The sequence below is a fragment of the Flavihumibacter sp. UBA7668 genome (assembly GCF_002483205.1).
Classification (GTDB): domain Bacteria; phylum Bacteroidota; class Bacteroidia; order Chitinophagales; family Chitinophagaceae; genus Flavihumibacter.
Genome location: NZ_DLHM01000004.1, coordinates 532,527 through 550,975 on the forward strand (window position 1 = coordinate 532,527; position 18,449 = coordinate 550,975).

An 18,449-nucleotide genomic window follows, 5' to 3' on the forward strand; every position below is an offset into this window, starting at 1 on the left:
GACGGGTGTTTTTTAAGACCGGTTTTTTTGACGGCCATGAAATTCCATCAGGAAATTGAAGAGGTTTTCTTCGGGAGATAGTTCCAGTTTTTTGCGCAGCCGATATCGGCTTAATTCCACGCTTTTAATAGTAATGCTCATTATGCGCGCGATTTCCTTACTGTTCATATTCAGTCTCAGATACGCACAAAGCTTGATTTCAGTCGGTGTTAACCGGGGATACTCTTTTTTAAGCGCAATTAAAAAATCATCATATGCCTGATTGAAATGCAGGGCAAACTGATCCCAGTCCATTTTGAATTTTTCAGGCTCCAGCATCTTCACAATCTTTTTTATATCCTCCGGTTGATCTGTTTCTCCAACTGTTTTATTTAACCGTAACACTTCGTCTTTTACCTTGTGCAAAATTTCACCTCTCTGCACCAGATTGATGGAAGTGGTTGTCAGTTCCTTGTTTTTTAACTGCAGCTCAGCTTCGAGTTTTTCATTTCTCAAGCGCACAATTTCAGCTTCTGATTTTTCAAGTTCCAATTGATGCAGGTATTGTATCCGTTTCTGTTCTTCTTCATGCCGGATCTGTTGCAACTCAAATTTTTGCTTTTGCCATCGGTAGATTCCATACACTCCCAAACCAATTAAAACAATATAACTGAGCTTGGCCCAGATCGTTTCATACCAGGGTGGAAGTATGATGAACCGATAGCTTACAACAGCCGGTTCTTCTCCTGAATGCGTTCTCGCTTTAACCTTAAAAACATAGTTTCCGGGAGGTAGATAGTTGTATTCTTTTTCTGTTTTTTTCGACCAGGCCGACCAGCCTCTGTCAAAGTTTTCCAGCATATATGAAAACTCTGTACTTGCCTGCCGACCATATAACGGTGAAGAATATGCGAACGAGAGGCTGTTGAGGTTATAATCCAGTTCAGGACTTTGCGCATTTACAAATCCATCTCCATTCGCTGCCTGATTTCCATACACTCCAAATAAACTGCTGTCGCGGTCACTGATGGCTTTTACAGAAGAAAGCAGCAGTGGAATCTTGCCCTGCATACTTTTATACTTTTCATAATTGAGCAGATAAAATCCATCTTCTCCTGCAACAAATACACTGTTTTTGTTATAGGGATAAATAAAATCAAATCCATTGTTCAATAACTTGGAATCCATTTCCGGAATATTCACTCTTTCCGGTTCACCCGAACGCAAATCGATTACGCCTAAATGTTTGTTCTGAATAAACCAGATATTTCCAGCCTCATCTTCCTTTAGGTATTGAACCGTTTTATTTTGAAATATTTTTCGTAAAAATTCACAGGGAACAAAATCATCCTTATCTGCATTGTATTCGTACAATCCATGATCGGTTGACAACACCACCCTGTTCTTTATTTTATAGATCGCATTCCTGTTTTTGGAAAGAATATTTTTCTTGTCTTCATACAATTTCCAGGTGGGCGATGGCCAGGTACTTAAATCAATTTTAAATAAGCCGATATATGGATGCGCCACCCACCCGATATCATTGTCCAGTGCAAAAAATCGGGAAGATTCAAAATGTATATGTCGTCGGTTATCCAGGAATTTTCCCTGCTGAAAATCATAAATATTCAACCCATTATAGGTGCCGGCCAGCATATATTGAGAGGGCTGTACCGGGTTCAGCGGTTTGAAAAACCAAAAGCCGGTACTTCCATCCAGTAAGCGTGCATGGGCACCATCAATAATAAAAGCACCATCGCTATGCCCCATAATCAGTTGCTGGTTCACTTCTGAAAGATTCCATACCTGCCCATTGCTATTGGCCACTTTATTAAATGCTGATTTTACAGAAGATAGATCTGCAGCGTGGGGTAGAAGCGCTTCAAATAAGCCACTGGTCAGTCCAATATATAATCTGTTTTTATGTATGATGGCAGCGCTACCCGGACTATGTTCCTGTTTATCCGCATAGATATGACGGATCGGGCTGTTGTACCCAACAAAGTCGATTCCATTATCGAGTCCAAGCCAGATATTTTTTTGTTTGTCAAGAGAAATGGAAATGATATTATTATTCTGTAGTCCCTCATGCAGCGAGAGCCGGTGCACCAGGTTTCCTTTTGTATCGATTATATAACACCCCCCTAACGCTGTGGCGATGGCCAGTTCAGTTTCATTTAGTTGAATAACACCGTTCAGGATCTTATCCGTAATACCATTAAGATCCGGTGATTGAAAGGGTTGAATCATACCTCTGGTATAACAAAACAAACCTGCATGTTTGCTGGCAATTAGCAGGCTGTCTTTTGATAGTGGAACCAAATCCACCAGTTTGGTATTTTTTAGACTGATTCCTCCATCCACAAATGGTTCCCAGGTTCCATGCCTGAATTGCAACAGCCCCTTATCATATTCATTGGCGATTAGCATACCATTGGCATATCCTAAAAAATCCCAGTTTCTGCTGGGATAGGCAATTATTTTATCATTTACCAGATGAAAAATGCGCTTATTAGAACGGAAGAAAACCTCGTCTTTCAAAACAATCACATTCCAGATATCTGCAAACTCCCTGTGTTCAGCCGGAATCAGGTGAACAAGTGTATGATATTTCAGTAATCCTGCTTTATCCGGCAGGTAATAGCCAATTTCTCCCTGTCCGCCTATATAAATTTTACCACCCGAACCAGTGGCAAGTGATCGAACAATGGATTCATTTGGAAGCAGGTATTTATTCCAATGGGTTCCGTCAAAACTGAGCATACCCTCATTGTTGGCAACGTACAGAATCCCCTGATCATCCTGATCCAGTTTCCAGTTCTGGGTTCCTGCACCATAAGCTTCCTTATTGTAATTGGTGATGGTTGGGATGGCAATACTGTGTTGTGCCCGGACAGTACCAGGACATAAACAGGCCAGCCATAAAACTGTGAATAGAATAAATGTATCCTTCATATGTGCAATGCAATCCGTCACAATATATCAATTGATGTGTTATTCATAGGGTTGATTAGGCTGATTTTGCGGTTTGATGTGGTATTGATGTGGTAAATCACCCTATCCGGCTCTTTTGATCGGGTATTTTTAATCCCAACCAATAATTGCCATAGAATGAAACGTATCAATCAGGTTCGAAAACTGCTCCTGCACTTTATCTGGATGCTTCCTTTATTGCCTTTTCAATTGTCGGCACAGGGATTTATCCGGGCTTCTGGAGAACAAATAGTAGATAGAAATGGGCAGAATATCCTGTTCCGGGGAATGGGACTGGGTGGATGGATGCTGCAGGAAGGGTATATGTTAAAAGTAAATGGAATCGGACAACAGCAACATGTGATCCGGAAGCATATTGAAGAACTGATTGGCCCGGAGAAAACAGCGGAATTTTATACGGAATGGCTCTCAAACCATACTACCCGAAAAGATATTGAAGCCATGAAAGCATGGGGATTTAATTCCGTACGCTTACCCATGCATTATAATTTATATACCCTGCCCATTGAAAAAGAACCGGTAAAAGGAAAGCATACCTGGCTTCAACAGGGATTCGAATACACCGACAGCCTCCTGAGCTGGTGCAGGGATAACCAGGTTTATCTGATCCTGGATTTGCATGCAGCGCCAGGCGGACAAGGGAATGACCTGAATATTTCGGATGCGGATCCGTCCAAACCATTTCTATGGCAAAGTGAAGAGAACCTGCAAAAAACAATCGCCCTTTGGAAAAAACTTGCGGATAGATATAAAAATGAACCCTGGATAGCAGCCTACGACATCATTAATGAACCGAATTGGGGCTTTACTGATCCGGCTGATAAAAACGGATTGCAGGAACAGGGGAATCAGCCCCTGAAAAAGTTGATGCAGGATATTACAACCGCCATCCGGTCGGTGGATACCAACCACCTAATAATAATTGAGGGAAACGGATGGGGTAATAATTACAATGGAATACTGCCACCCTGGGATAAAAACATGGCCCTGAGCTTTCATAAATACTGGAATTACAATACACAGGAAGCGATTCAGCAGTTTCTTGATTTTAGAAAAAAATACCAGGTACCGATCTGGCTCGGCGAAACCGGAGAGAATTCCAATACCTGGTTTACACAGGCAATATCCCTGATGGAACGAAATAATATCGGCTGGTGCTGGTGGCCATTAAAAAAGATCGGGATCAATAATCCACTTGAAATAAAATCTACGGAAGGGTACAATGCCGTTTTGAACTATTGGGCAAAGAAAGGCCCGAGGCCAACACCTGAAATTGCTTACCAGGGATTGTTGGAGCTTGCCCGAAACACGCATTTTGATAAGGCGATCCAACATATTGATGTGGTAGATGCCATGTTTCGCCAGGTAAATTCTACTGCGACCATACCCTACAAAACAACTACTATTCAACATGGAACCATTCTTTCTGCTGCAGATTATGACCTGGGACGCAATGGCCTGGCCTATTTTGATCTGGATACGGCCAATTATCGTGTTTCAACAGGAAAGGGATCTGCCGGAAACAGGGGGCATGCCTATCGGAATGATGGGGTAGATATCCGTATGATGGAGAATAACAAGTATACAATAACGCATACCGAACCCGGAGAATGGTTACAATACACCGTCCATTTTTCGGAAGCCGGAACCTATACAATTGAACTGCTTCTGTCTGCTCACACGCAGGAAGGAGCGCTTGAGTTCACGCTGATTGGCGAGGAAAAAGCACACCGGATCAGCGTACCAAAAGCCTTTACCAAAGGGGAATGGAAATATTTTGTACTGCCCGCTCTGCCAGTTCAGGCAGGAGAAAGGGTGTTACAGGTTAAATTCCTGACAAGTGGCATTGAATTCCAGTCGATTCGCTTTACAAAATCAAATTGATGTGTTATTGATAGGCTGTATTCGGGCCTCCTCAACTTATTGATGTGGTGTTGAGGGGGTGGATTGTTTTGAAAGCGCAGGCACCACAACTAGATTAGTCCTCAGATTTTTTAACAATTCTTTACGCTAATTACTTGCTTATGATGAAAAGATTGCTATGCCAGTTAATGGCTGTTATTGTGATGCAGTTACTGACGCTGTCCGTTTCTGCTCAATCCATTCTTGTAACGGGAAAGGTATCGCAAACCAGAAACCAGCCCTTGCCGGGGGCAACCATCACGGTTAAAGACGGCAATGTTTCCACTATTTCCGATGATGCGGGAAACTTCAGTATTTCAGTTCCTTCAGAAAACTCCATTTTGATTTTTACTTACCAGGGCATGAACCCGGTAGAAAGAAGCATTCCATCCAACCGGGTGCTGAATGTAGAAATGGAAACTGCCGAAGCTGCCGCCATGAATGAAGTGGTGGTGGTAGGTTATGGAACACAGCGAAAATCAGTTGTAACCGGTGCCATTTCAAGTGTGAAAGCTTCGGAATTACAAAACGTTCCCAACACACGGATTGAACAATCCTTACAGGGACGAGTATCCGGTGTTACCATTCAGCAGAATTCAGGACAACCGGGTTCTGCATCCACCATCCGGGTGCGAGGAGTAACTACTTTTGGTGGAGGAAATAATCCGCTTTGGGTAGTGGATGGAGTAGTGGTAGATGCAGGCGGTATCGCTTACATTAACCAGAACGACATAGAATCGATTGAGGTATTAAAAGATGCGGCTTCTGCTGCCATCTATGGTACCCGGGCTGCAACAGGTGTAATTCTGATTTCCACCAAAAAGGGAAAATCAGGTAAACTAACGGTATCCTATAATGGATTTTACGGTACACAGGCGCCAGCCAAAAAACTGGATCTGCTGAATGCTACTCAGTATGCTACCCTTATGAATGAGCGGGCTGTTGCAGGCGGCGGCGGACCACTTTACAATGATCCGTCTTCTTTCGGAAAAGGATCAGACTGGCAGGATGTGATCTTTAATAAGGATGCACGCCGCTATTCACATGAAATCAGCATGAGCGGAGGCAATGAACGTTCCACCTTTTTCCTTTCTTTCGGTATGCAGGATCAGGATGGAATCGTTGCTACGGAAATATCTAAATATACCCGTAAGAGTTTCCGTATCAACTCCACACATAAAATTTCCAAAGTATTTACATTCGGACAAACCTTTTCCTATGCCAGACAAAAATCAATTGGCCTGGGAAATACCAACAGTGAATTTGGCGGACCATTAAGTTCAGCCATCAACCTGGATCCGATAACAAAAGTAGTGGTAACAGATCCTACAGAAGCAAACGGTGCACCCTATAATTCCAATCCGGTTTTCCGCGATGCAAACGGAAATCCCTATGGAATTTCCACCATTGTTGGACAGGAGATGACCAATCCGCTTGCTTACATACAAACCAGGTTGGGTAATCATAACTGGTCAGATGATTTTGTTGGAAATGCGTATCTGGAAGCAGCCGTTACAAAAAATATCAAGGTACGTTCCACATTGGGTGGTAAGAGTTCCTATTGGGGAAATATCGGATTTACACCGGTTTTTTATCTGAATCCAACCAACAGTAATACACAAAACAATTATGGTAAGGGTGAAAATAAAAGCCTGAACTGGAACCTTGAAAACACCATCAATTATAGTCAGAAATTCAATAATCATGATGTGAGTGTTTTACTTGGACAAGGTGCCTATGTGGAGAATATTGGAGGGAATGTTGGACTTACTTTATATAACCTTCCTATCTCCAGTTATAAGGATGCTTCCTTCCGATTTGATATTCCACAAACAAGCCGGGTATCCTATGCATCGGAAGCCATTCAGCATAAAATCGCTTCTTATTTTGCACGGGTGAATTATAGCTATGCTGATAAATACCTGTTTACCGGTATTATCCGTCGCGATGGATCCACCCGTTTTGGTGCTGATCAAAAATGGGGCGTATTTCCATCCTTCTCGATGGGCTGGGTGGTGAGCAATGAAAATTTCTGGGGCGCCAATAATGTAATTAAAACACTGAAAATAAGGGGTGGTTATGGTGTGGTAGGAAACGATGCGCTGGCTGATTTCCGTTACCTGGCCACTATCAGTGGTGGTTATAATTACTCACTCGGAAATTCCGGTCAGGTGATTACCGGATATTCACCCACTACATTAGATAACCCGGCGCTTCGCTGGGAAGAAACCTCTCAGGCGAATATTGGGTTTGATGCAACGCTTTTCCATAACCTGAATATGACCGTTGATTTCTACAATAAGAAAACATCGGGCATTTTACGTCCGGTTAATATTCCGGGTTATGTGGGTGTGCCGTCTGCACCATTTGCAAATATCGCAGATATGCAAAACCTTGGCGTGGATATCGAATTGGGATATCGGAAACAGTTTGGAAAGCTTGGATTTGCTGCCAATGGAAATATGGGCTTGTTGAAAAACGAAGTTACTTATGTGGCAGCTGATGCCAATTTCATTGGCGGTGAAGCCAGTTTCCAATCAATGGGAGAGGTAACCCGTACGCAAGTAGGTCAGTCTTATAACTCCTTTTTTGGATACAAATCCATGGGCATATTCCAGAATGATGCAGATATTCTTGCTCACACTGATTCTAAAGGGGATGTTATTCAGCCGAATGCACGTCCGGGTGATTTCAGGTGGCAGGATACCAATGATGATGGTATAATCAATGCGGAAGACCGTGTATTCCTCGGTACAAATATTCCGAAAATGACTTATGGATTAACCATCAATCTTGATTATAAAGGATTTGATCTGATGGTATTTACACAGGGTGCTGCAGGTAGTCAGATCTTCCAGGGGTTGCGTCGTCTGGATATAGGAACAGCCAATTATCCGGCTAAAGCATTGGGTCGCTGGACAGGAGAGGGAAGCTCCAATGATTATCCCCGGCTGGTAAGTAATGATCCCAATGGAAACTTCAGCAAAATGTCTGATTTCTATTTGGAAAAAGGAGATTATCTGCGTTTGAAACTTTTACAGATCGGGTATACATTACCGTCAGATCTCCTGAAGAAAATCAGTGTAAGCAGATTAAGGGTGTATATCACAGCAGAGAATCTGTTAACCTTCACCGGTTATACCGGATATGATCCTGAAGTAGGTGGTGGGGTATTTGGAATTGACCGTGGTCAGTATCCACAGGCGCGTTCAATTTTAGGTGGAATCCAACTTCAATTTTAATCAAACTCTATCAACGATTGAATTATGAAAAGAAGAATAATTAAACATTCAATACTGGCAATTGCCCTTACTTCCATCATGACCGGATGTGGTAAGGATTTTGTAACCATTCAGCCAAAGGGCCAGTTCCTTTCTGAAAATTATTATGCTGATCGTGCGCAGGCTTATGGGGCACTGGTTGGTGCATACGATGTGATGCGAAAAAATTCAGGTGGATTTGAAAACCTGATTACCATGCTGAATGCAGGATCAGACGATCATTATGCAGGGGGCGGTGGTGCCAGTGATGGTGCCGGGATCCAGAATTTTTCGACACATACACTGGATGAAGTAACGGTGCCGGGTAGTTTCTGGAATGATCATTACCAGGGAATATTCCGGATCAATAGTCTGCTTTCCCGCATCAGTGAAACCGATATGGACGAAGCAAGCAGGGCACGTTTTACTGCAGAAGCCAAAGCATTGAGAGGGCTCTATTATTTTAATCTGGTTCGTTTGTTTGGTAATATTCCATTGTTGCTGGAACCCTTAACAACATCCACCATTTATGATCCGGAGCAGGTTGCTCCCGGTGCCATATATGCGCAGATTGAAAAAGACCTGACTGAAGCGATTCCTGATTTACCAACCACCCTTGCATTAGGAACAGAAGCAGGTCGGTTAACCAGAGGTGCAGGTATGGCCATTCTTGGGAAAGTCTATTTGTACCAGAATAAAAACCAGGAAGCAGCAGCACAGTTTGCAGAGGTAAACGGAACACCCGGAGGCGTTAGTCCATTGGGTTACCAGTTGCTGCCCAATTTTGCTGATTTATGGAAACCATTAAATAAGTTCAATTCAGAATCAGTACTGGAAGTATTGCATACCGATGCATCCAATGCAGATTGGGGCTTTTGGGGAAGTGGTGCAGATGAAGGGAATACCATCAATGTAATGGTTGGACCAAGAAGTTATTCCCGTCCCGCTGGTTCCACTGCACCCGATTTACCCTCTGGTTGGAGCTTTAATGTATTTACCGAGGATTTTTATGAATTTATTAAAGATGATCCAAGATTTGATGCTACCGTATTTGATCTGAAAGCATTAAAAGCAGCCGGACAGGCAGATTATATTGAAGGTTATCAGAATACCGGTTATTTCCTGAAAAAATACCTGCCAACCCGTGCCGATATAAGAACAGGAGGTGGTGCACAGGAATTGAATTTCAAACAGAACTCTTATGTAATTCGTTTGGCGGATACCTATCTGATGGAAGCAGAAGCTTTGGGTGGTACCGGTGCACGGGCACAGGCATTGCTGGATGCGGTGCGTGATCGGGTTGGATTGGATCCGGTTCCTGTTTCTCTTGCTGCCATCAAACTGGAAAGAAGAAGAGAACTGGCGGGAGAAGGCCATCGCTTCTTTGATCTGGTACGCTGGAATGATGCAGCAACGGTACTCGGACCAAGAGGATTCCAGGCAGGTAAGAGTGAAATCTGGCCAATTCCGCAACGCGAATTGCAGGGAACCAAACTGGTGCAGAATCCCGGTTATAATTAATGAATCAACGAAAGATCATCACATCAAACTAATTGTATGAAAATTATATCAAGAACAATAACAGCAGCTTTCGGGTTGCTGTTGTTTGGATCCTGTTCAAAAGACTATACAAACAATGGTCTGGAAACGGTGCTGAGTCCCAGTTTTGAAATAGAACAGGTAACGGGCAGAACCAATTCCTATATCGTTCGCAATACAACAGAAGGTTATATCAGCACCCGATGGAATTTTGACAAGGGGGAAGGGTTTGCCAATGGTAAATCTATTGATACCGTGTTTTATCCGGATGCAGGTGCTTATTCTGTAGGAATGCGGGTTATGGGAAAAGGTGGTGTATTTTATGATGCACCTGCGCAAACCATTACTGTTGCCACCAGTGACCCTGTTTCAGGCAATTTAATTGCAGGAGGAAAAATGAATCCGGAAGATGAAGCCAGCTGGACAAAAATTGTCATCAGCGATGGGGTAACATTTGCGCTCAATGATGGCAAAATGGTAGCAACAGGAGGTAACTGGGGACAGGCTGCGATTTATCAGAAAGTAAATGTAGTAGCAGGAAAGAAATATCGGTTTGGCATGACGGTTAGTGGTTCCGGTGCAACAGATACCTGGCTGGAAGTTTATTTTGGAACTACACAACCAGTAGCTGGTACTGATTATAGCAATGGGGGAAACTATATCGGGATGAATACCTGGAATGGTTGTGGCAATACCAGTTTCAGTGGGAATATTTCCACTATTGGATGTGCCGGATCGATTGTAGGAAAAGCCGGTGAAGTAACCTTTACAACCGGTGGTGAAAAATACCTGTTGATAAAAACGGGTGGAGCAAGTTTGGGAACTACCGGTATGGCAGTTGATAATATTGAACTAAGAGGAATGTAAGTATTGCCTATGAAAAAACTATTCAGCGCTTCTGTAATACTATTGATGATCGGCTGCGGCCGATCATCTTCTTCCGACCAACAGGGTGGAAGTAGTACTCTTCCGGTAGATAAAAAATGGACCTTTTCTTCAACGCCGACCTGGTCGGATGAATTTGATAATGCCGGAGTTCCTGATCCAGCCAAATGGGGTTATGATATTGGAGGAAGCGGTTGGGGTAATAATGAATTGCAGTATTATACCGACCGACCGGAAAATGTACGCGTCGAAAATGGAAAGCTGCTTATTACTGCAGTAAAAGAGCCGATCAACGGAAAAGAATTCAGCTCAACGCGTCTGGTGTCAAGAAAAAAAGCTGATTTTTTATATGGCCGATTTGAGGTGCGCGCGAAATTGCCATCGGGCAGAGGAACCTGGCCTGCCATCTGGATGTTACCAACCGATTGGGAATATGGCGACTGGCCACGCTCCGGAGAAATTGATATCATGGAGCATGTGGGTTATGATCCGGAACGCGTGCATATCAGTACACATACGGAGTCTTATAATCATATTAAAAATACCCAGAAAACGGCCATCAGAACAGTAGCCGGGGCCATGAGTGAATTTCATGATTACAGAGTCGATTGGACCCCTTATGCCGTGCGGGGATATATAGATAACCAGTTTCTTTTTGAACATATCAATGAAGGCAAGGGTATTGATGCCTGGCCTTTTGATAAAAAATTCCATCTGCTGATCAATCTTGCAGTAGGTGGAAACAGGGGTGGTGTTCAGGGAATTGATTCAACTGTTTTTCCGGCAGTATTTGAGGTGGAATATGTGAGAGTTTATAAGATGAATGGTGAATAGTGAATGGTGAATAATAAAATAAAAGAGGTATGATTTATCAAACGATACGAAGAGTTGGATTGCTTTTTTTGAGTTGCTGTTTATTATCGGCATGTGGATGTAATAAACCGGAGGAGGATTCCGATGGTGGTGAAACACCTCCGCCTATTGGTCCGGTTGCATCGGATATTATGACCTATCTGACCGAGCCTTCCCGTTATATTTATTTTAAGAAGCAAACTGTTCCGGTTAATTTTTCCGGATCACAACCGGGGCATCAGATTATTACGGTGGACTCCAGTATAAGTTATCAGTCTATAGATGGATTTGGTTATACTCTTACTGGTGGTAGTGCCGGACTGATCAATGGTTTAGGTGCCACAGAGAAAGATAATATCCTGAAAGAATTGTTTCTGGCAGACAGTGCTTCTATTGGTGTAAGTTATTTACGCATCAGTATCGGAGCATCTGATCTGGATAGTGCGCCCTTCAGTTACAATGATATTCCTGTGAATGAAACGGATTTCAATCTGAACCATTTTTCCATAGATAAGGATCGGGTGCATTTGATTCCGATTCTTAAAAAAATTGTTCAGTTAAATCCAACCATTAAAATCATGGGATCTCCCTGGTCGGCTCCGGCCTGGATGAAAACGAATAAGGAATTTAAGGGAGGTAATCTGAGAAAGGATTGTTATCGGGTATATGCGCAATACATTGCCAACTATATTAAAGCCATGAAGGCAGAAGGCATTGTAATTGATGCCATTACTCCGCAGAATGAGCCCCTGCATGGCGGAAATAATCCGAGTATGGTAATGGAGGCAATGGAACAGGCAGATTTTATCAAGAATCACCTGGGACCAGTATTTGCTGCAGAAAATATTAAAACGAAGATTATAATTTACGATCATAATGCGGATCGTCCGGATTATCCGTTGGCGATTTTAGATGATCCGGATGCTGCCAAATATGTGGATGGCTCTGCATTTCATTTGTATGGAGGAACCATCAATGCTTTATCGCAGGTACATGATGCGCATCCTGATAAACATATTTATTTTACAGAACAATGGGTTGGCGGTCCGGGTAATTTTGGCGAAGATTTAAAATGGCATACAGAGAACCTGATCATTGGAGCTACCAGAAACTGGAGTCGAAATGTATTGGAATGGAATCTGGCGGCAGATCCTAACTATGATCCTCATACGCCGGGAGGATGTACCAGTTGTTTGGGTGCATTAACGATCGGATCAAATCTGACAAGGAATGTGGCTTATTATATTATTGCGCATGCATCGCGATTCGTACGTCCGGGTTCGGTTCGGATAAACTCTTCGCAAACATCTTCCTTGCTTACTGTTGCCTTTAAGAATCCCGAAGGGAAAAAAGTATTGATTGTATTAAATAAGGAATCGGGAAGCCAGACTTTTTCAATCAAGTTTGGGGTTCGGTATGCAACTGCTACATTGGGTGGGGGAGCGGTGGCTACCTATGTGTGGTAATTATTTTTTTTCTGGTATTACTGAAACTTCTTTTCTTCTTCTTCTATTTTTTTCAGGTAACCGGAAGGATCATGAAAGGCGGCGATTCCGTATTGTTTGAACCGTTTTCTTTTCAACTCGAAATTACAGAAGTCGGTATGTGGTGAGAGCCAGATACCGGCTTTTAATTTTTTCAGTTTATCGAAACTGCTTTTATAATTTTCTGCATTTCCCATAGGCTCTACTACAACTATTCTTGTTGGTTTTGGTCTTGCGGGAAGGATGATTTCCCAGGTGGTTGATCCACGTGTTTGTCCGGGTGTGAGGTGTGCAATCAGCAATATTTTGCCCAGCCTCACTGTATCCTGGTCTTTTAGCACCTGATCTGCCAGTACGGGTTCAAATTGATAGTCCGGGTTGTTTCCAAATTGACTATCATCTCTGCCTCCGCTTTCAAGAACCGACTGATCCTTATCCATGATCAGCATATTGGCATTGGACATTTTTTTAAAGTAGGCAAGTGCGCCGGACTGATCAATGCGTGCATTTGAAGTAAGCAGGATTTTTATGTCTTCCGGACGGAAACCCAGGGTGCGGATGGATTGTTCAATCTGCGGACCGGAGGATGGCATACCTGTGCAAAGCAGGATATGACCGGTTTCTGTTGTAATCAAAAAAGAACCCAATCCAAGTGTTCCAATATAATACAAGGGGCCGGTTAGCTGAAATGGTTCCGTTGTTTCTTCCCAATTTTTTTCACGTGCAATCTCTTTTAATTGTGCATTTGATTGGAATCCAAAAAATGAAAAAACTACAATTAGCAGAATAATTTTTTGTTTCATTGTTAAAGAGGTTGATTTTATTTTAATTATAGAATATAGAAGTTAAGAATAAAATTGAGGTTCTCATAATTTGTTTAAAGATGTGAATGTGTTATAAACTTTTCTAGTTAAGGTTATTCTCGCATATACTTTGACGTAACAACTAATAATTTTTACTTAGGACTGATTTTACTTCGTAATTCTACTATTGCATTTTCAAAATAGGTTTTCTTTCTTCGTTCTGAATTCCTTAAAACCTTAACCATGAAATCTTTCTTACCTGGGATTATTCTGCTCATTTCTTCCATCAACTCTTTAGCACAAAATACTTTTCCACTGACTGGTAATGCTGGTATTGGTACTGGTTCTACAACTCCTTTAGCGCCGCTTCACATTATGGGATACGATTGGGATAAGATAATGATTCAGGAACTGGCAACTACAAGTTTGGGAAGAATAACCTTTTCAAATAGTGGCAATACGCTGTATCTGGGTACGGTTGGCAGTGGTGTTTCGGCCAATGGACATGTCAAGCCGAATGCTTCATTTTTTACCTATGATGGAAGTGCAGGGATGCATTTCGCTGCTGTTAATGCTAATGCAAATATTCGATTTTATACCGGTGGTGGTGCTGATGCAAATGAACGGTTAAGAATAGATGGAACTGGAAAATTTTATGGATTAGCATTTTCGAGAGTTACTACTTTACGCGATTCAATAGTTTCCATGGATCCTTCCACGAAAGAGTTACAGGTTTCCCCATTACGTCCTTCACGAATGAGATTTTTGGATACAAGAGCAGTAGCTACAAGTCCGGCTAATTACAATACATCATTACAGGTTCAACTGAAAAATAATTCTACAGTTAATTTGGCCAGCGAAGGATCTGGTCTGTCATCTGTTATTGGTTTACGTGGGGGAAGCGCTGATAATACTGGCAAGTCTCATGAGCTCGCATTTTCAGATAATAATCAGGTTTGGATTCGATCTGGATTCAATGCAGCTTGGGGTGGTTGGAAAAAAATGGTATTAGATAGTGCAGGAATTGTTCGTTTGGGTACCACTGCAAACAGAGCGGCTCTCCACGTTAATGGTGATGTGTTTACCAGAAAAGTGAAAGTTACACAGAGCAATTGGCCAGACTTTGTTTTCAGTTCAACTTATCGATTGCCCAGCCTTTATGAAGTTGAATCTTATATTATGCAATACCATCATTTGCCTGAAGTTCCTTCCGCTGCTGAGGTGGAAAAAGATGGATTGGATCTTGGAAATAATCAGGCTGTTCTTTTGCGAAAAATTGAGGAGTTGACGCTTTACAGTATACAGCAACAAAAACAAATTGATGCAATACAGGAGCAGAATAAAAAATTAACTCAGTTATTGGAAGCGATGCTGACCAAAGAAGCAGGTAAATCCAATAATTAATTTCTATTTATTTATTGAAAAGTGAAAAGGGTAACCATTGTATATGTTTACATGGCAGTGCTTTGTTTGCTCACTACAGACGTGAAAGCACAAAGAGCAGACAGTCTGTATATTCTTCTTACACAATGGAATGAAATTGATACAACTGGTGATAATGATACCAGGAATATTCGTAAAAGAATGCTTGTAAGTAATATTTCAATTAACCGTCCGTCTTTTAATAAGCCTTTCCTTTCATTAGGGAATGGTTTGCTAAGCATGCAATATACCCATCAATCTTTCATTGACACTCCGTTTATCGGTGGGTCACTTTCCAACAGGCAGTTTATGTATCAACAGCAGATTAAGCTATTTGATTTTTTTCCTGTGGGTATTACTATGTGGGGGAGGTCAACAAATTCGCCTTATTACAGAGAAATACTGGATGTGCAATTAATATATGATAAACAAACATTTAGTAATCAAAACAGGGAAGCAGTTTTAGACGCCTACTTTTTGAATTTGAAAAGAAAATATTCCGACGAATTGGAAAATGAACTTGCGGATTACAGGAATAAATTAGCCAGGCTGGAATCGATAGCTTCATTACAGGATATCAATCAATTCAAATTGGAATTAAAAGAGATCATTTCGGTTAAAGAAAAATCATTTGATTATTCATTGTCCGACAGTTTGAATGTCCAACGTTACGATTCCATCCGGGACAGAGCAGACAAATTATTGTCGCTTATTGAAAAATTTGAAAACAGGTGGAATCAGTATGAGCGATCCATAGATTCTGTGAATGAAAAATTAGGTATGGCAAGGACCCAGATTAACGGCTATAAATTAAAAGCCCAGCGCCTCTCCCTGCTTGAATTGACATCAGAATTAGCATTGAATAATAAGGTAGAAAAACAACTAAAAAATGCTCAATTATCAAAGTGGTTGAAATTGTTTTCTGGTATTCAAAGTTTTCGATTGGGTAGGGCACCTCTTGATGCAGGTGAACTCACATCGCGAAATATGAGTTTAAATGGATTGCAGTTTACTTATAATAGCTGGTATATAATCGGAGTCGCCATAGGTAGTTTGGATTACCGGTTTCGGGATGTAGGTTTAAGTCCAAAAGCTAAAAAATGGGCGCCCTATTGGTCAGCAAAACTTGGCGTTGGAAAGCTTTCTGATACTTACCTTGCCGTATCCTATTTCAATGGTAATAAACTGCTCGGCAGTCAGTTTAATCAGGGAATAACAATGCGGATTTCCGGCGCTGTTTTAGAGGGGCAGACAAAATTTTCAAAATATGGTTATATAAAAGCTGAGCTAGCTCAATCCAGTTCTCCTGATTTTAGGCCACAAAATATTCCGGGTCAAACAAAAATAGGCTCTTTTAAAGATGCTAATCTGGCTACAGCCATAAGGGTAAATTTGAATTTTCATAAGACCGGTACAAGAGTAGATGCATTATACAGGAAATCAGGCAGTAATTTTCAATCTTTCAGTACCTGGCAGGTCAATACAGAACAGGAACAATGGTATGTTAAATTGGACCAGTCAATATGGAAAAACCGGCTTAAATTATCCGCAGCAGTAAGAAAACAAGATTTCAGTAATCCTTTTATTACTCAGAATTTTCAATCCAACATTGTTTTTAAAACAGTTACGGCTAGTCTGCGTATACCAAGCTGGCCCTCTTTGATGGTTGGATATATACCTGTTTCTCAATATGCATTAGTGGGACAACAGGTTGTGGAAGCCAGATTTCAGACAATTACAGCGCAGGTATTCCATTTTTATAGAATTGGTAAGATAATGACCAGTACACAGCTTCTGTTTAACCAAAACCTTAATTCTACTCAATCGGCTTTTGTATATAATAATGTGCGCTCCCTGTTATTCAATCAGACATTTTTATTTAAAGTATTCACCAGTCAGTTTTCTGTTAGTGATACCAGGAATGCCATTTATAATTTTATGGCTTTCGACAATCGGGTGAATTTTCCATTATTTAAGAATTGCTTGCAAATAGGAGTGGGTGTTAAACTTGGCAGGTATAATAACCAGGTTTACAAAGTGGGTGGTAGTGGTAATCTGTCGATCCAGCTTAGAAAAGGAGACCAGTTTCAATTGCAATGGGATAAATCATTTTTACCAACAGAACTAAACGGATTGCGATTTAATGATATGGCTTCCATCTTATTTATAAAAACAATTGACTTTTCAACAAAAGCAAAAAGATCAAAATCAGGATTATGAAATATATAAGTATCATAGTCGGCATATTAATGGGACTTACAATTGATTTGAATGCCCAGATTGTACTGCAAAGTCAGCTTCCATCTCCCGGAGTGTTTTCAAAAGCACAATTGTGGAACATATCCATTATGAATTCGAATTCACAACAGATGAATGTTCGTTTGGTGGTTACAATTTCTGATTTACAATCCAATCAATTGGTGTTGAGTGGTACATCCAGATTTTTCCTGATCAATCAGGGGGCTGTGTTGCTGACTCAGAACCAGCTGAGTCCAATCAGTTACCAGACGGTAAATGCTAATTATCCGGTTGATCCACAACCAGATGGTTTTTTACCGGTTGGCATATTCAATATTTGTTATACCCTCTATTGGCAAAATAATGATGGACTTGAAACAGTTGCAGAGCAATGTGAAACACTCGAGGTGGAGCCATTATCTCCACCCCAATTAATTCTACCGGAAAATGAAGACAATATAGAAGAGGAACATCCTTTTTTTACCTGGACTGCACCCATGTCAACAACCCTGATATCTGGATTAAGATATGATTGGAAAATGGTGGAAGTGTTGCCCACACAAAGTGCTTCTGATGCTATTCAGTTTAATGTGCCTGTTTGGATTCAGAGAAGTTTACCTGGCAATTCATTTCAATACCCTTTATCACTTCCAAAGCTGGATAGTTCAAAGTTGTATGCCTGGCAGGTTACGGCATTAAATAACTTAATGCCTGTTTCCCATAGTGAAATCTGGTTATTTAAGATAAGCAGGAATACAGAAATTCCTGGAAGGCGAAAAGGGACCTATGCTGTATTAAAGAAAAATATGGGGGGGCATGCTGTTTTGCTTGATGGTGATATTCAGTTTGTGTTTACTAACGATCAGAACAATACCAATGCCAGTATTTTACTATTTGAGATAAAAAATGGGAAAAGACAAGCACTTTTATCTTCCCCAATTCAATTACCGTTGACACAGGGTTCAAATTACCTTAGAATTCCCCTCTCATCAATTAACGGAATTAGAAAAAAACAGGATTATATACTTGAGTTGGATGATTTGGGTAAGAAATACTATTTGAAGTTTCAGCTTACTCAATCGAAATAATCC

Annotated in this window: 11 protein-coding genes; 9 read left to right on the plus strand and 2 right to left on the minus strand. The window is 41.3% G+C overall.

Annotated elements, in window-relative coordinates; translation table 11 throughout:
• Positions 1-12 precede the first annotated feature (12 nt).
• Positions 13-2,934, minus strand: a complete 2,922-nt coding sequence (locus B2746_RS10425) for a triple tyrosine motif-containing protein (RefSeq protein ID WP_290793161.1) — start codon at positions 2,932-2,934, stop codon at positions 13-15.
• A gap of 156 nt (positions 2,935-3,090) precedes the next feature.
• Between B2746_RS10425 and B2746_RS10430 the strand changes: the two genes are divergently transcribed.
• From B2746_RS10430 to B2746_RS10455, 6 genes are all read left to right on the plus strand, one after another.
• The gene (locus tag B2746_RS10430) at positions 3,091-4,857 is read left to right on the plus strand and encodes a cellulase family glycosylhydrolase (RefSeq protein ID WP_290793164.1); all 1,767 of its coding nucleotides are present in this window, start codon (positions 3,091-3,093) and stop codon (positions 4,855-4,857) included.
• Between the two features lie 140 nt (positions 4,858-4,997).
• On the plus strand, positions 4,998-8,117 hold the full coding sequence (locus B2746_RS10435) for a SusC/RagA family TonB-linked outer membrane protein (RefSeq protein WP_290793166.1): 3,120 nt from the start codon (positions 4,998-5,000) through the stop codon (positions 8,115-8,117).
• A gap of 24 nt (positions 8,118-8,141) precedes the next feature.
• On the plus strand, positions 8,142-9,656 hold the full coding sequence (locus B2746_RS10440; RefSeq protein ID WP_290793169.1) for a RagB/SusD family nutrient uptake outer membrane protein: 1,515 nt from the start codon (positions 8,142-8,144) through the stop codon (positions 9,654-9,656).
• A 36-nt stretch (positions 9,657-9,692) separates the two neighbouring features.
• Positions 9,693-10,541, plus strand: a complete 849-nt coding sequence (locus B2746_RS10445) for a hypothetical protein (protein ID WP_290793172.1) — start codon at positions 9,693-9,695, stop codon at positions 10,539-10,541.
• Positions 10,542-10,550: 9 nt separating this feature from the next.
• Complete coding sequence (locus tag B2746_RS10450; RefSeq protein ID WP_290793175.1) at positions 10,551-11,393, plus strand: glycoside hydrolase family 16 protein; 843 nt, start codon at positions 10,551-10,553, stop codon at positions 11,391-11,393.
• Between the two features lie 29 nt (positions 11,394-11,422).
• Positions 11,423-12,877, plus strand: a complete 1,455-nt coding sequence (locus B2746_RS10455; protein WP_290793178.1) for a glycoside hydrolase family 30 protein — start codon at positions 11,423-11,425, stop codon at positions 12,875-12,877.
• A gap of 17 nt (positions 12,878-12,894) precedes the next feature.
• On the opposite strand, the gene B2746_RS10460 is transcribed toward B2746_RS10455, so the two are convergent.
• The gene (locus B2746_RS10460; protein ID WP_290793180.1) at positions 12,895-13,698 is read right to left on the minus strand and encodes a hypothetical protein; all 804 of its coding nucleotides are present in this window, start codon (positions 13,696-13,698) and stop codon (positions 12,895-12,897) included.
• Between the two features lie 243 nt (positions 13,699-13,941).
• Here B2746_RS10460 and B2746_RS10465 point away from each other — a divergent pair, with 243 nt between their 5' ends.
• The 3 genes from B2746_RS10465 to B2746_RS10475 are packed head-to-tail and all read left to right on the plus strand — an operon-like array spanning position 13,942 to position 18,446.
• The gene (locus B2746_RS10465) at positions 13,942-15,102 is read left to right on the plus strand and encodes a hypothetical protein (RefSeq protein ID WP_290793182.1); all 1,161 of its coding nucleotides are present in this window, start codon (positions 13,942-13,944) and stop codon (positions 15,100-15,102) included.
• Between the two features lie 51 nt (positions 15,103-15,153).
• Positions 15,154-17,340 (plus strand): hypothetical protein, encoded by a 2,187-nt coding sequence (locus tag B2746_RS10470; RefSeq protein ID WP_290793184.1) that lies wholly within the window; start codon positions 15,154-15,156, stop codon positions 17,338-17,340.
• A complete protein-coding gene (locus B2746_RS10475) occupies positions 17,337-18,446 on the plus strand; it encodes a hypothetical protein (RefSeq protein WP_290793187.1) in 1,110 nt (369 codons plus the stop codon). The genes B2746_RS10470 and B2746_RS10475 overlap by 4 nt, the downstream gene beginning before the upstream one ends.
• Positions 18,447-18,449 lie beyond the last annotated feature (3 nt).